At 65.9% G+C, this 14,660-nt stretch carries 11 protein-coding genes; 6 read left to right on the forward strand and 5 right to left on the reverse strand.

Annotated features, from left to right (window positions below):
• Positions 1-34: 34 nt before the first annotated feature.
• On the reverse strand, positions 35-202 hold the full coding sequence (locus tag ACQPW1_RS05520) for a hypothetical protein (protein ID WP_433661668.1): 168 nt from the start codon (positions 200-202) through the stop codon (positions 35-37).
• A 378-nt stretch (positions 203-580) separates the two neighbouring features.
• On the opposite strand from ACQPW1_RS05520, the gene ACQPW1_RS05525 reads away from it, so the two are divergent.
• Together ACQPW1_RS05525 and ACQPW1_RS05530 are read left to right on the forward strand one after the other, a co-directional pair.
• A complete protein-coding gene (locus ACQPW1_RS05525) occupies positions 581-2,431 on the forward strand; it encodes an ABC transporter ATP-binding protein (protein WP_433661669.1) in 1,851 nt (616 codons plus the stop codon).
• Positions 2,428-4,164, forward strand: coding sequence for an ABC transporter ATP-binding protein (locus tag ACQPW1_RS05530; protein ID WP_433661670.1), 1,737 nt, complete (start codon positions 2,428-2,430; stop codon positions 4,162-4,164). The genes ACQPW1_RS05525 and ACQPW1_RS05530 overlap by 4 nt, the downstream gene beginning before the upstream one ends.
• Positions 4,165-4,215: 51 nt before the next feature.
• Here ACQPW1_RS05530 and ACQPW1_RS05535 read toward each other — a convergent pair whose 3' ends face one another.
• The 3 genes from ACQPW1_RS05535 to ACQPW1_RS05545 all read right to left on the reverse strand — a co-directional run bounded on the left by ACQPW1_RS05535 (position 4,216) and on the right by ACQPW1_RS05545 (position 7,086).
• A complete protein-coding gene (locus ACQPW1_RS05535; RefSeq protein ID WP_433661671.1) occupies positions 4,216-5,622 on the reverse strand; it encodes an alpha/beta hydrolase family protein in 1,407 nt (468 codons plus the stop codon).
• A 169-nt stretch (positions 5,623-5,791) separates the two neighbouring features.
• Positions 5,792-6,493: a siderophore-interacting protein gene (locus tag ACQPW1_RS05540; RefSeq protein ID WP_433661672.1), complete on the reverse strand. Its 702-nt coding sequence runs from the start codon at positions 6,491-6,493 to the stop codon at positions 5,792-5,794.
• Between the two features lie 113 nt (positions 6,494-6,606).
• Positions 6,607-7,086 carry a hypothetical protein gene (locus tag ACQPW1_RS05545; protein WP_433661673.1) on the reverse strand — a complete coding sequence of 160 codons (480 nt, stop codon included), beginning with the start codon at positions 7,084-7,086 and terminating at the stop codon, positions 6,607-6,609.
• Positions 7,087-7,236: 150 nt separating this feature from the next.
• On the opposite strand from ACQPW1_RS05545, the gene ACQPW1_RS05550 reads away from it, so the two are divergent.
• The gene (locus tag ACQPW1_RS05550; RefSeq protein ID WP_433661674.1) at positions 7,237-8,541 is read left to right on the forward strand and encodes a SidA/IucD/PvdA family monooxygenase; all 1,305 of its coding nucleotides are present in this window, start codon (positions 7,237-7,239) and stop codon (positions 8,539-8,541) included.
• Between the two features lie 10 nt (positions 8,542-8,551).
• On the opposite strand, the gene ACQPW1_RS05555 is transcribed toward ACQPW1_RS05550, so the two are convergent.
• Positions 8,552-9,217 carry a GNAT family N-acetyltransferase gene (locus tag ACQPW1_RS05555; RefSeq protein WP_433661675.1) on the reverse strand — a complete coding sequence of 222 codons (666 nt, stop codon included), beginning with the start codon at positions 9,215-9,217 and terminating at the stop codon, positions 8,552-8,554.
• Between the two features lie 246 nt (positions 9,218-9,463).
• Here ACQPW1_RS05555 and ACQPW1_RS05560 point away from each other — a divergent pair, with 246 nt between their 5' ends.
• The 3 genes from ACQPW1_RS05560 to nbtC are packed head-to-tail and all read left to right on the forward strand — an operon-like array spanning position 9,464 to position 14,649.
• The gene (locus ACQPW1_RS05560) at positions 9,464-10,219 is read left to right on the forward strand and encodes a thioesterase II family protein (protein ID WP_433661676.1); all 756 of its coding nucleotides are present in this window, start codon (positions 9,464-9,466) and stop codon (positions 10,217-10,219) included.
• Between the two features lie 19 nt (positions 10,220-10,238).
• A complete protein-coding gene (locus ACQPW1_RS05565) occupies positions 10,239-11,564 on the forward strand; it encodes a polyketide synthase (protein ID WP_433665156.1) in 1,326 nt (441 codons plus the stop codon).
• The gene (gene nbtC / locus ACQPW1_RS05570) at positions 11,557-14,649 is read left to right on the forward strand and encodes a nocobactin polyketide synthase NbtC (protein ID WP_433661677.1); all 3,093 of its coding nucleotides are present in this window, start codon (positions 11,557-11,559) and stop codon (positions 14,647-14,649) included. The genes ACQPW1_RS05565 and nbtC overlap by 8 nt, the downstream gene beginning before the upstream one ends.
• The last annotated feature ends 11 nt before the right edge of the window (positions 14,650-14,660 follow it).

A 14,660-nucleotide genomic window follows, 5' to 3' on the forward strand; every position in this document is an offset into this window, starting at 1 on the left:
GGAACAACACCACGACGGCCCGGAGGATTCCGCGCTAGGGCGTCGCCCGCTCGTCGAGCACCATCCGCCGCGTCTCGACCAGCGTCCGGCGTGCGCGACGGCGCACCCGGCACACGTCCACGCTGCAATTCAAATGCACCTGCATGGCGCGGTGTGCCTGCTTAGGTGTGAGCTCGCCGGGATCGACCGAGCATTGCGCCATTGTGGAAATAACCTGTGTAACAAACATATTCACGACTCCCAACGCAGTTCTTCTGTATGCAGAAGGTAGCCATGTGTCACCGCTATCGGGCCTGGTTGGGCGGTCGTTCATGGAGCATTCCCCAATGTGATGGGCGGTCGAAAGGCTCGGGTATCGCACTGTTTTCGCAGATGGCCGAAACAAGTCCACAGTGCGACAGGCAATTCCGCGATAAACGCGAGCATTTCTGAAAGTGACTCGGGTGCGCGCTGTCGTCGATCGCGATGCGCTGCCAGCTCGTGCCGAAGGTAACTTAGGCTAACCTACATTCTCGGCTCGTCTTGTGTGAGGATGAGTGCGATTCGGGGGAGGCACAACGATGGCGAGAGGCAGCAACTTATGACGGTGGAGGTCGCGCCGCTTCCGGCGGCGGAGGCGGGGAACCGGCCGCCAAAGGCGGCTCAGCGGACGCGGAAGCAAGAGGAAGCGCTGGCACGCAAGGAGATCCTGGCGCCCGTGCGGCGGCCGCTCACCCTTGCGAGCATCATCGTGGCCGTTGCGTCGGTGTGCACCGTGGTGCCGTTCGTGCTGATCGTCGAGGCCTGCCGGGAGCTGCTCGCCGACCAGGTCGATACCGACCGGGTCTGGCGACTCCTGCTCATCGCCGTGGTCGTGCTGGTCGTGCGCGGCGTGTTGCAGGCGGTGGCGCTCACCTGGTCGCACCTGGTGGACGCGAACTACCAGCTGACGCTGCGCAGGCTGCTCGCGGCCAAACTGACCAGGGTGCCGCTCGGCTGGTTCGGCGAGCGGTCCGCCGGTGAGGTGAAGAAGCTGCTGCAGGACGACGTCGAGGCGCTGCACTATCTGGTGGCACACGCGCGGCTCGAATTCGTCGGTGCACTCACCGTCCCGCTGGTCACGCTCGGCTACCTGTTCACCGTGGAGTGGCGGCTGACCCTCGTGCTGCTCGTACCGCTCGTCGCCTACGCCGTGATCTTCAGCAGGATGCTGGACCAGGACGGCCGCGACCGGATCGCGGTCTACAACCGCTGGGAGCGGCGCACGCAGGAAGTGACGGTCGAATTCGTCGACGGCATCCAGGTGGTGCGCGCGTTCGGTCAGGCAGGCAAGGCGCACAAGGTATTCCAGGACGCGGTGGACGGTCAGGCGCAGGCCGTGCGCCGGATGAAGGCGCCGGTCATCCGATTGCAGGCGGCCTCCGATCTGGTGGTCGCGCCGGTATTCGTCATGCTGGTGATCGTGGTCGCCGGCCTGGCCGGGGTGGGGCTGCACTGGCTGGCGCCGGTCGATGTGCTGCCGTTCCTGCTGGTCGGTCTCGGCCTGGGCAGCTCGCTACTCGGCCTCGGCTACGGCACGCAGGCGTTGCGCACCGCCGGTGCCGCCGCAGTCCGGCTGCACGAGCTGCAACAGGAGCCCGAATTGAGCACGGAGGCAACGGCTTCCGACAGCCAGGTGCCCGCAGCGGCCGGTGTCGTTCGCTTCGAGAGTGTCACCTTCGGCTATCGCAAAGACCATGAAGTGTTGCGCGACATCGACATCGAACTCGCCCCCGGCACGCTCACCGCGCTGGTCGGCCCGAGCGGGTCGGGCAAATCCACCCTCGCCAAGCTGCTGCCCCGCTTCTACGACGTCGGCTCCGGCCGGATCACCATCGCGGGCCGCGACATTCGCGACTACTCGACCGAAGAGCTCTATCGCACAGTCGGTTTCGTATTCCAGGATGTCCGGCTGATCGGTGGCACCGTTCGGGACAACCTGCGGCTGGCCCGTCCGGACGCCGACGACGCCGCGCTGACGCAGGCCGCGCGCGCCGCTCAGATCCACGACCGCATCATGGCGTTGCCGCGCGGCTACGACTCCGAGATCGGCGTCGATGCCGTGCTGTCCGGCGGTGAAGCACAACGACTTTCGATCGCGCGCGCATTGCTGGCTGACACACCCGTGCTCGTACTGGACGAGGCTACTGCCTTCGCCGACCCGGAATCAGAGGCCGCGGTGCAGGATGCGCTCGCGGTGCTGGTCGCCGGGCGCACCGTGCTGGTCATCGCGCATCGGCTGCACACCATCACCGGTGTCGACCGGATCCTGGTGCTGGAGAACGGGACCGTGGTCGAACAGGGCGACCACCGCACCCTGCGGGATGCGGGCGGGACCTATCAGCGGCTGTGGGAAATCAACGAGGAAGCGCTCGGCGCGATCGCATTCGCCGAGACGGCGGAGGGGCGATGATTCGCAAGGTGCTCGGGCTGGTGCCCGCCGAATTCGACGCGCTGACACCGAAGTTGCTCGCCGCCATCGTCGCGCAGGCACTGAGTCAGGCGGCGGCCTACCTGTTGCTGGTTCCGGTGCTGGAGGCGTTGTTCGCCGACGACCTCGGCCGCGCCTGGGTGTGGACGCTGTGGATGGTGGCGGCGGTCTCGGCCGTCGTCGTGTTCGGCTTCCTCCAGGCGGTGATCGGGCTGCGCATCGGCGTCGGCATGCAACGTGGCTTGCAGACCAGACTCGGTGATCACCTCAACGCGCTGCCGCTCGGCTGGTTCGAGTCGCAGAGCGCGGGCCCGTTGTCCCGGGTCGTCGTCGAAAACGTCCGGGAAATCCAGGGTTTGGTGGCATACCTGCTCACCAAGGTGATCACCAGCATCCTGGTGCCGCTCGGTGTCGCGGTGGGCATGCTGTTCATCGACTGGCGGATCTCGGTCGCCATGTTGCTGGCGGCCCCGGTGCTGTACCTGATCAACAGCTTTGCCAACCGCGCGTACACCCGATCCGACGCGCAGATGCATGCTGCTGCCGCCGAAGCCGACTCTCGGGTACTCGAATTCGCGCAGGCCCAGCCGGTGCTGCGGGCGTTCGGCGCGGTCGGCTCCGGCAACCGTGCGCTGGAGGCCGCACTGGCCGGGCAGCGTTCGGCGATCTCACGGCTGATGTTCGCGACCGTCCCCGGCCTGATCGTGTTCGGGTTGTTCGTGCAGGCGGTCTTTCTCGTCCTGGTCTACGTCGCCGTCGGCCGGGTGACCGAGGGCGCGATCTCGGCGGCTGCCGCGATCGCGTTGATCGCGGTGAGTTCCCGGTTCATCGAGCCGCTGAATCAGGCTGCGCAACTTGCCAATGCGCTGCGCTCGGCAGCTGCCGCGTCGGACCGGGTCACCACGCTGCTCGCGGAACCCGTACTGCCGGAGGCGAAGACGGCGGTAACGCCCGGTGCGCCGTCGGTCGTGTTCGACAAGGTGAGCTTCGGCTACCGGACTGGCGAACCCGTCGTCTCCGACATCACGTTCAACGTGCCTGCGGGCACCACCACGGCGATCGTCGGGCCGAGCGGTGCGGGCAAGACCACCCTGCTGCGACTGGTGGCCCGGTTCTACGACATCGACTCCGGCCGAGTCGAAGTCGGCGAGCACGACGTGCGCGAGCAACCATCGGAGACGCTGCTGAACCAGCTGTCCCTGGTCTTCCAGAACGTGTATCTGTTCGATCAGTCGGTGGCCGACAACATCCGCATCGGAAAACCCGACGCCACCGACGACGAGGTGCGCCGTGCGGCCGCGGCGGCCAGGGTGGACGAGATCGTCGACCGGCTCCCGGACGGCTGGGACAGCATGGTCGGCGAGGGCGGCGCCAGCCTGTCCGGCGGTGAGCGGCAACGGGTTTCCATCGCCCGTGCGTTGCTCAAGGACGCCCCGATCGTGCTGCTCGACGAAGCGACCAGCGCGCTCGACCCGCACAGTGAAGCCGTGGTGGTGCGAGGCATGCACGAACTCACCAGGGACAGAACGGTGATCGTCGTCGCACACCGGCTCGCCACCATCGCACACGCCGACCAGATCCTGTTCCTGGACGGTGGGCGCATCGTCGAACGCGGCACGCACAGTGAGCTTTTGGCGGCAAACGGCCGCTACGCCGACTTCTGGAACGAGCGCTCCCGCGCGACCGGATGGCGGCTCGAACCTGCTCCGGTCTGATCGGATTGTCGAACGCCGGAGATCGACCGTGGCACAAGGGGTCTCCGGCGTTCAGTGCACCCGTCCACCATAGATATTCCGGTAGCGGGCCGCCGCGACATCGGGATCGGCCGGGCTCGCGCCGAACGGCTCCTGCAGGAACGCCACCAGGATGTCGTTGGTGGCCCGCTGCGTCTGCCGTGGTCCGCGTGATCCACCGATGAGCTGTGCCGCCAGGAATCTGGCCGGGTCGGCGAGGAATCGTGGCGCGTCGGTGAAGCTGTAGTGGTTCGCCTCGGCGATCTCGTAGCGGAAGCCGCCCGCGGTCATCCGGTCGAGTAGCGAGCCATTGCCGTTCAGGAACTGATCGGAGTGCCCCGTTTCCGAATGATCGCTCTCCACCAACAGGAACGGCTTCGTCAGCGACTGCTGGGGCAGCGCGCCGTACAACGTCCCATCGATGTTCGCGGCCGCTTTCAATCGAGGGTCACTCGCGAGCGCGGCCGCCGCAGCCGCACCACCGAACGAATGACCGATAGCGGCAACATGATCGGTGTCGAGATGACCGGACAGGCGCGGACCCAACGTGTCCGGCCGCAGCAGCTGATCGACCACGAAGCGCAGATCCGCCGCTCGAACATCGAGCTGTCCACTCATGTAGCGGGTTTGGTCCGGGTCGTTGTCCAAGAAGTGCTCACGCGGCGTCGCGATGGTCCCATCGGCGAGCTGGGTGACCGCGACCTCGTACGGATGATCGACGGCGAGCACCACGAAGCCCCGGCTCGCCAGATCGGTGATCAGCCCGGTGTAAAAGGCACGCGGAGCGCCGTATCCGGGCGAGAACAGCACAACGGGCCAGCGCGCGCGGTCCGGGCTGATCGGGACTTCCATCCGTCCATGAGTGTCGATGCGGTCATACCTGCGCATGAGGAATCGGGGCAGCACCGTGACTTGCTCCGGCAGCTGGTCCAGCCCGTCCAGATACGCGGAGCGCCGTCCGCGCGACGCCGGATCGGCCGGATACCACGCCTGCACAACGACATTGCGACGATCCTCGGCGGAATCCGTTGCCGTCTCCGGCCGATCCTTGTCGACCCAGCGAAAGACCTCGGTGCCCACCGCATACGGCCCGGTCGGCCGCGGCAGGTCGGGCACCGGAACCACCGACCAGGCGATCGCCGCTGGCACCACCAACAGGCCGACACCGCCGCGGGCAAACGCCATCAGCACGCGACGTGACCTCGTCGAGTCGCCGACCCACTTCACCTGTCCGACAACGAGTCCGGCGGCGGCACCGAGCAACAGATACGTCGGCGCCAACTGCCAGTAGAACCCCTCGACCAGCCACTGAACCACACAGCCGACGAGCAGCAACGGCAGCGCCACAGGTGCCACCCGGCGCGCGATCCGCCGAGACGCGACCGCCGTCACCGCGAACGCGATGGCGCCGAGCGCGAGTAGAACATCCATGATCGACATGCCTGGCTGACCTCCCGCTCCGTCACCGGCCGCGCGGCTATCGCGTGACCGGCCCCGAACCCGAATACCAGCCTGCGGCACTGACCACCGTGCGCGCGTCGACAGCAGGTCGCGATCGAGGTCATCCTGCGGGATGAGGGACCACCCCCCCGATCGGCTACCGCGTGGTCTACCGCCAGTAGGCCTGCGACTTGATCGAGGTCTTCGGCAGACCGTGAGTCGTCTTGAGCGTCTTGACGATCGAGCGCGTGCTGTGGCCATCGCAGGCCACCCAGGCGAACGCGTCCGACGGGCAGTCCAGCTCCTGCGCCTGTTCGCGCAGCAACCGCCCGTTGTCGATGCGCTGCAACCAGGTCACCTGATGATGCGGCTTGTTCCGCACCGGCAGCGTCTGGTCGGACTCGTACTGCCATTCCAGCCACACCCGCGCCGGGGTATCGCCGATCGCGTCGAGCAGTGAGTTGATCGCGGGCAGCGAGGCGGTATCACCGAAGACGACGAACTCGCTCGGCATCGGCTCCGGCAGCTGGAAGTCCGAACCCAGCACCGACACGTCGATCTCGGAACCGACGGCGGCGTTCCGCGCCCACTCCGCGGCCGGACCGTTGTGGATCGCGAACTCGATCCAGAAGCGGTCACCCGCCGGGTCCGGATCGACCAGCGTGTAGCCACGCTGATGTTCCTTCTCGCCGTTGGGAATCCACAGCCGGACCCACTGCGTCGGATGAACGGCGTGGTCTTTCAGCAGCCCCCCGGCGGAGAACCCGAGCCGCACGAACTTGTCCGTGACGGTCTCGGTCGAGGTGACGGTGAGTCGGTAGTCCTCGGCGCGCCACGCCTTCAGGAGCAAACCTTCGAATCCTCTACCCATGTGAGTAAGGTTAGCCTAAGTAGGCCTGAAAATGGCGTGTGTCCTGCGCCACAAAGTCGAGACGGAAATGACCCCCGGTGCGCAGGGGGGCATTTCCGTTGTCGCGCAGTTATTTACACGGTGCAAGGCAGGAATGCCACGCTGGCGACGGTGCATTCCGCTTCGCGGGTCAGCTTCCAGGTGCCGTCGATATTCTTCCAGGTGAGATCGAAATGGAAGGGGTCGTAGCCGTCGACCGCCGTTTCCAGTGTGGCGCCGAGGATATCGCCATTGACGGTGACCGGACCGAGGATGTTCCAGCGGAAGCTGGGCGGTGTGGCAGCCATTGCGGTGCCGACCTGGTCGACCAGCGGCAAGCCCGCCTCGCCCGCCTCGAGTTCCGCGGCGCGGGCGACGCGCGGAGCTCCAGTGTTGAGCGCTACCTGCAGTTTTGCCTTCAACTCGCCGGTTCCGGGCGCGCTGGCGTGCAGCGGGGCAACGATCGGTGCCGCGCTCGCCGGAGTGGCGACCGCGACCGATCCGAGCGCGCCCATGAGGGTTGCTGCGGCGAGGGCAATGGCCGCAACGGGCTTCTTTCCGGTGATGCTGAGCATTCTTTTCATCCCATCATTTCGTGCTGACTGACGCAGTGCTGCGAGTCACTCGCCATATTAGGTAAGCCTATGCAAATATATCCGAGAAGGGATTGACATTGTGGGCACAAACACCCGGGGAAGTGCGCTCACAAGAGAGTTGGTGAACCGGTGGAGACACTTCTGATAGTCGGCGCGGGCCCGAAATCCCTTGCGGTGGCGGCTAAATCGCATGTGCTGCGGAAGCTGAAGTTGCCTGCGCCACGGGTGATCGTGATCGAGTCGCACGCCGTCGGCGGCAACTGGTTGCCGAGCGGTGGCTGGACCGACGGGCAGCACCGACTGGGCACCAGCCCGGAGAAGGACATCGGTTTCCCCTATCACTCGACCTGGGCGCGTGGCCACAACCAAGCGATCAACGAGGCGATGAAGGCCTACAGCTGGACGTCGTTCCTGGTGGAGCACGGCACTTTCGCCGAATGGATCGATCGCGGCCGACCGAGCCCGCAGCACCACACCTGGGCCAAGTACCTGCAGTGGATCGCCCGCGCGATCGACCTAGACCTGGTGATCGGCACCGCGCAATCGATCCGTCAGCGGGACAGCGGCTGGTCGGTCTCGGTGACCGACGCGGACGGCCACCACGCCGATATCGCCGCCGACGGCCTCATGATCACGGGACCGGGGCGCAGCACCAAGGCGCTGGCCGAGCACCCGAAGATCCTCAGCATCGCCGAATTCTGGGAGCTCGCAGGCCGACGCAAGCTGCCCGCCGCCTCGCGGGTCGCGGTGATCGGTGGCGGCGAGACGGCGGGCTCGGCGCTGGACGAGCTGGTCCGGCACGAGATGCTGACCATCTCGGTGATCTCGCCGATGGCGACCATCTACACCCGCGGCGAAAGCTATTTCGAGAACGCACTTTTCAGCGATCCGGGCAAGTGGGCGGCGCTGAGCATGCAGGAGCGCCGAGATGTCATCCGCCGCACCGACCGTGGTGTGTTCTCGGTGCGGGTGCAGGAAAGCTTGTTGGGCGACAATCGAGTTCATCACCTGCAAGGTCGGGTGGTCCGTGTCGCCGACCACGGCGACGGCGTAGCGATGACTCTGCGCAACGAGCTACGCGCGGACCGGGTGCACACCTTCGACATGGCGATCGATGCCACCGGTGGCCAGCCGCTGTGGTTCCTCGAGCTGTTCGACTCCTACGCAATGGATCTGCTGGAACTGGCGGTCGGCGGCCCACTGACCCAGTCGCGGATCGAGACGTCGATCGGCTACGACCTGGCGGTGTCGGGCCTGGCGCCGAAGCTGTATCTGCCGAATCTCGCGGCACTCACGCAGGGGCCCGGGTTTCCGAATCTCAGTTGTCTCGGGCAGCTTTCGGATCGCGTGCTGCGCTTGGAACCGGTGCACGCCGCGGGGTCGCGTCCTTCGGCGGCGGTTGGTCAGGTCGCCGCGAACTCGGGCGCACACTGAAATATATGCGTCACTGCCGGATCGGGGGGATGTCTTCCGGTTCGCGCGGCAGGGTGTACAACGCGATCCGTCGGCCCGGTCGCACGTCGAATTCGCCGAGGTGCAGCCATCCGATCTTCTCCAAGGCCCTGCGTATCGGAACGTTGCGGTAGTCGGGATCACCCATGATGCGGCGGCATTCCGGCTCGGCGGTGAAGATTCCGGTTGCCATATTCCGGAGCCACCTCGACATGACGCCCCGTCCTACTGCGTTCAGATCGGCCGTCGCTATGTGGGCACCCATATCTCGGGGATCGGCGTGGTAGAAGCGCGCGATCTCGTCCTTCGCGGCGCGATAGAACTCGGCGTATCCGACCTCGCGACGGCCGAGTTCGGGTTGATCGATGGAGGCAAAGTCGAAGCTGAGTATGCATGGCCGCGAATAGGTTCCGGCCAGTTGCGCGCTGATGTCCGCCCGGCGACGGCTGGTCGGCCATGGCTGATCCCAGGTCTCGACCAGGTGTGGCCGTGACATCCATTCGGCGATGGTTTCCGGGTCGGTACTGTCGGGATCCGCGACACGCAGCTGGAATGGCTCAGGGAAACGCGGCACCACTGGTGCTGGGGCAGTGCGGATCTCGTCCGAAATGTCGGTCTGCTCGCGTGGAAAGACGTACGGCGTACTCGTTTCGTTCATCGACATGCGCTCCGTTCGGCCGTTACTAAGATCACCCCGTAGGTAAGGCTAGCCCATACTAAGATGACGCTGTAAGATTGTGCACGCCGATGACCAGTACCGGCGGAAGGTTGCCCACCAGGCGTGCAAGACATTTCGCCGAGGCGACGACGTCGCGAATGTCCGGCTCCGCATTTCGGTCGGCGAGCAGATCAGGCGTAAACGGCCGCTGGTGCGATATCAGCGGCGTGCAGGAGAGAGTAGGGCATGGCACGGGAACTCGGATGGCTCAGGCAATTTCAAACGCCGCGATCTGCCGCCTCGGCACCATTGCTGATCTTTCCGCACGCTGGTGCCGGCGCATCGGCTTATCGGGTGTTCGCAAAACAGTTGAGCGACGCCTTCGATGTTGTTGTCTTCCAGTATCCCGGGCGGCAAGATCGGGCCCGCGAAGCACCGGAGACGAGCCTGCACGGCATTGCGCAGGGTGCGTTCGAGGCGTTTCGTTCCTCGTCGCACGATCAGGCACAGCCGCTCACCGTTTTCGGGCACAGCATGGGCGCGATCACCGCCTTCGAATTCGTCCGGCTTGCCGAAGCCGCAGGTCGGCAGGTGCGTCTGCTCGGTGTGTCGGCGGCGGTCGCGCCGAGCCGGGTGGCCGACCTGCCACCGCATCCGACCGAGGACGAACAACTCCTCGACCATATGAGCGCGCTCAGCGGAACCGGTTCCGATGTCATGGCCAGCCGCGACGTCATGCGCATGGCGTTGCCCGTCATGAAAGCGGACTACCGAGCCTTCGACGGCTATTCCTGCGCCGCCGACATCGAGATAGGCGCGCCCATTCAGGTGCTCGGCGGTGACGATGATCCCTTTGTCGCGCCGCGTGACCTGTACGCCTGGTCGGCGCACACTCGTGCCGACATCGAGGTGACCATGTTCACCGGCGGCCATTTCTATCTGAACGACCATATCGACAGCATCGCGGAATTGCTTGTGCCGGAAGCGAGCACGGTCGCATAGCGATCACCTGAAGGGCATGATGAGCATATCCAGTACGGACGATCCCATCGTCGTTGTCGGAATGGCCGTTGAGGCTCCGGGCGGAATCGACAGTCTTCCGGAATTCTGGGCGACGTTGGCACGATCGCAAGAAAAGATAGGACCTTTTCCACGTGATCGAGAATGGCCGATCGATCAGCTGCTCGCACTCGGCCGCATAGACGGTTGGCGCACGGTACAGGATGCCGGTGGCTTCCTCACCGGCGCAACGGAATTCGACGCGCAGTTCTTCGGCATTACGCCGCGCGAGGCGACGGCGATGGATCCGCAGCAGCGAGTCGCCATGCGGGTCGCCTGGCGAGCGCTGGAGAACGCGGGAATCAATCCCGGCGGACTCGACGGTGCGCAAGCCGGTTGTTGGATGGGCGTATCGGCCATCGAGTACGGGCCCTCGGCGGCGAGCGTCAATGAACACAGCGGCTACCGCGCCACCGGAACCGCCCTCGGCGCGGTAGCGGGCCGAATCTCGCACGGCCTCGGCCTGATCGGTTCTTCGATCAGTGTGGACACCGCGTGCGCGTCGTCGCTGACGGCGGTACACCAGGCGGCGGCGGCCGTCCGCGCGGGGGAGTGTGCCTGGGCGCTGGCCGGTGCTGTGTGCGTAATGGGCACTGCCGGCGCGTTTTTCGAATTCTCGAAGAACAACGCCCTGGCCACCGACGGTCACTGCCGTGCCTATGCCGCGGACGCGACCGGAACGCTCTGGGGCGAAGGTGCGGGAGTGGTTGTGCTGGAGCGAGAGTCGCGTGCACGGGAGCTCGGGCACCGGGTCTACGGGCGGCTGCTCGGCTCCCGGATCAATCACAACGGCAAGGGCGCGCCGATCGCCGTGCCGAGTGCGGTCGCGCAGGAACGCCTTATCAGTGACACCCTCGCCGTGGCGGACGTCGTACCGGAAATGATCGGCATGGTCGAGGGGCACGGCACTGGGACTCCGGTCGGCGATCCACTCGAGCTGGCCGCCTTGTGCCGGACCTATGGATCGATCGACCGGCCAGGTGCCGGAGCGCTGCTCGGCTCGGTCAAGTCGAATGTCGGTCACGCACAAGCGGCCTCGGGCATGCTCGGCTTGATCAAGGTGCTGTTGTGCGGCGCGAACGGTCAGATCGCGCCGAGCCTGTGGGCGCAGCACCCGACTACCGAAATCGATTGGGACGCGACCAGTCTGCGCCTGGCCACCGAGCTCGAACCGTGGGAGCCGATCGATGGCATCCGCTATGGCGCTGTGTCCTCCTTCGGTGTCGCGGGAACCAACGCACACGCCATCATCGGCATGCCGGTACTCCAGGAGGACCCAGATGTCTAGCTATCGACTTCCGGATGGCACCATCCCGGTCCTGCTGTCCTCCGACAGCGCGGCAGGACTTCGTCGCGAAGCCACGGCCATCGCGGCTTACTCAGAAGACCACCCCGCCACCCCGGATCGGGTGGTGGACATGCTGTTTCGTACCAGAGTGGCCCGCCGCTATCGCGCGCTGGCAATGGTGACACACCGTGGTGAACTGCTCGAAGCGCTGCACTCGGTCGCCACCGGCTCGGCACATCCGGCCGTGGTTTCCGCCGACGGCCCGGCGACTGCGCGCCGCATCGGCTTCGTGTTCCCGGGCCAAGGCAGCCAGTGGCCCGGCATGGGCAGGCGGTACTACGACATCTCGCCGCACTATCGGGTCGGCGTCGACGAATGCGTCGCGATTCACCTGGACCGGTTCGGCAATTCGAAGCCGTTGCACTACCTGCTCGGCGACGACGGCGAATACGACGACGTACTGCCCGAGGTACAGCCCGCGCTGATGTTCCATATGGTCGGCCTCGCCGCCATGTGGCAGGCGGCCGGAGTTCGTCCGAGCGCGACGATCGGCCACAGCCAGGGCGAGCTGGCAGCTTGCGCCGTCTCCGGTGCGATGTCGCTGCGTGATGCGGTTCTCGCCGTGACGCACCGCGCACGGATGGTCAGTCGCATCGTCCCGAACGGGTACTCGATGGCCGTGCTCGGCATGGACCGGGACGAGTGCGAGGCCCTGCTGGCCAGGAGTTCGGGCTGGGCCGAGCTGTCAGTGGTCAACTCGCCGCACATCCTGGCCATCTCCGGCGATCGCGACACGATTGTCGAGATGGTCTCGACCGCGAACGCGAAAGGCCGGTTCGCCAAGGAGATTCGGGTCGGCTACCCGGCGCACACCTCGGTGGTGCGGGAGTACCGGGCCGGCCTGGAGGCGGCACTGAACGATGAACTGAGTAGCCGGCATTTCGAGGCGACGGATATCCCGAGCTATGGGGCGACACTCGGTGGTTTGATCACACCCGAGCTGGTACACCAGCAGTACTGGTACTGGAACCTGCGTAATCGGGTTCGGTTCGATCGTGTCGTGGTCGCTGCGGCGACCGACGGGGTCGACACGCTGATCGAGATCGCCGAGCATCCCATGCTCCAGCTTGCGTTGCAGGAGAATCTGACTCTGGTGCCACCCTCGGTGCCCGCGCGTGACTTCCGCGTGTTCGGCACGTCGCTGCGGACCGCAGCGGACCTGCGCGAGTTCACCCGCAATGTGGCCGCGGTCGCGGTGGCCGACCTGAACTATCGGTGGGATGCGCTGCGACAAGAGTCCGCCGACGGTGCCGTCACATTGCCGCTACACGACTTCCCGCACACCGTGATGAATGCCAAGAGGCTGTGGGCGTCGCCTGGTACCCGTGCTGCGGGCACAGTAGTTCCCGCACCGCGCCGATCTCCGAAACCGCAACGCCTGGTGGAGGAATGGGCACTGGTCGAACGACGTTCCCTGGTGCCGCCGCGTCGTCTCGCGCTGGTCGACCACACCGGGCGCTGTACAGAACTCGCGGCCGCGCTGGTCGCCGCGGCCGACCGGCACGGTGCGACGGCGCGTGTGTTCGCTGCCGGCCCGACTGCCGCGGACTTCGACACCGCGGTCATCTTGTTACCGCCATCGGCGGACGGCGACGGCGTGGCCGCTATCGCCGATGTCACGGAGTTCTTCGCCGAGCGCAGCTGGCTGCCCGCGTTGGATCAATTGCGGCCAGGTGCCGAGTGCTGGTTGGTCACCGTCGGCGGCGAAGCGGTGCTGGACGATGATCCGGTGCCGGGGCTGTTCCACGGCGCGGTCGCCGCGGGTTTCCGCTGTGTCGGCATAGAGCGCCCCGGTGTGCTGTTGCGACATCTCGATTTGGCTGTCGACGAAGCGGGTTCGGATCAGGCGGCCAGGATCATCGCGGCGCTACACACCAAGGGAACCGATGAGATCGCGCTGCGCGCGGGCAAGGTGCACGTGAAGCGGCTCGTACCAGGAGCTCCCACCGCAGACCGCGCCGATGGTACGGACCTCGGCCATGTGCTGATCATCGGCGGCACCGGCCAGCTCGGTATGCGGTTCTGCGAGCATTTCGCCAAGGCCGGAGCTGGTCGGATCACGCTGTTCAGCAGGACGGGCGAGTCCGACTCGAGCACCGAGGAACTGCGCGGGATTCGTGGCCTCGGTGATACCGAGATCGTCACGGTGAGTTGTGATGTCACTGACCCCGACGCGGTACGCCGGATCGCCGGAGACTGTGCCGATCGGCCGGTGACGTTCCTGATCCATGCCGCGGTCAATTACGTTGATGCCGAATTGGCCGACATCACAGCAGATCTGGTGACAACGGCGGCGGGTTCGAAGATCGTCGGGCTGGAAACCGTGTTGCGATCGGTGCCGAGGGCTGCGGACTGCCGAGTGCTGCTGTGTTCTTCGCTCACGGCCACACTGGGCGGACGTGGCCAGATTCTGTACGCCGTGACCAACCGGATGCTGGACGTCACTGCCCGCAAACTGCGGAAACAGGGTATCGACAGCGTGTCGCTGCAGTGGGGCCTGTGGAGCGTCGTCGGGCCGCTCGACGCGGCAGGCATAGCCCGCACCGAAGGTGCTGGTGTATTCCCGATGGATCCGGACGAGGCCATCGAGGTCGGACTGACCGAGCAGTGGGGTGACGCGGTCGTCCTGTCGGCTGATTGGCAACTCCTGAATGAAGTGACAGGCATCTACGGACAGGCGGACGTGTTTTCGTCGTTGACACACGAGCCGGAACCGTTGGCCGCGCAGTCCACTGCCCGCGAGCCCGTCGCCGCGGCCCCCGTTCCGATCAGCAAGACGGCTGAGCACGAACCGTCGTTCTCGTCTCGGATGCTGGCCGAACTGACGAAGGTCATGGGTGCTGACGGCACCGAAACCATCGACGGCTCGGTGCCGTTGGTGGCGCTCGGGCTGGACTCGCTGCAGGCACTCGATCTCCGCAAACGGATCAAATCAGAACTGGACCGTGATCTTCCGGTCGCCGCGATTCTGGGCGGCGCATCACTGAACGACGTTGTGCTGCTGATGGCAGAGCACACCCACTAGGGCTGAGGGGC

The organism is Nocardia sp. CA-128927 (assembly GCF_050955855.1).
Lineage (GTDB): Bacteria > Actinomycetota > Actinomycetes > Mycobacteriales > Mycobacteriaceae > Nocardia.

Bases quoted from the DNA above. Each gene is read 5' to 3' on its own strand.
- ACQPW1_RS05525 (WP_433661669.1), top strand. From the start codon at position 581: ATGACGGTGGAGGTCGCGCCGCTTCCGGCGGCGGAGGCGGGGAACCGG.
- ACQPW1_RS05535 (WP_433661671.1), bottom strand. From the start codon at position 5,622: ATGTCGATCATGGATGTTCTACTCGCGCTCGGCGCCATCGCGTTCGCG.
- ACQPW1_RS05540 (WP_433661672.1), bottom strand. From the start codon at position 6,493: ATGGGTAGAGGATTCGAAGGTTTGCTCCTGAAGGCGTGGCGCGCCGAG.
- ACQPW1_RS05560 (WP_433661676.1), top strand. From the start codon at position 9,464: ATGGCACGGGAACTCGGATGGCTCAGGCAATTTCAAACGCCGCGATCT.
- ACQPW1_RS05545 (WP_433661673.1), bottom strand. From the start codon at position 7,086: ATGCTCAGCATCACCGGAAAGAAGCCCGTTGCGGCCATTGCCCTCGCC.
- ACQPW1_RS05530 (WP_433661670.1), top strand. From the start codon at position 2,428: ATGATTCGCAAGGTGCTCGGGCTGGTGCCCGCCGAATTCGACGCGCTG.
- ACQPW1_RS05520 (WP_433661668.1), bottom strand. From the start codon at position 202: ATGGCGCAATGCTCGGTCGATCCCGGCGAGCTCACACCTAAGCAGGCA.
- nbtC (WP_433661677.1), top strand. From the start codon at position 11,557: ATGTCTAGCTATCGACTTCCGGATGGCACCATCCCGGTCCTGCTGTCC.
- ACQPW1_RS05565 (WP_433665156.1), top strand. From the start codon at position 10,239: ATGAGCATATCCAGTACGGACGATCCCATCGTCGTTGTCGGAATGGCC.
- ACQPW1_RS05555 (WP_433661675.1), bottom strand. From the start codon at position 9,217: ATGAACGAAACGAGTACGCCGTACGTCTTTCCACGCGAGCAGACCGAC.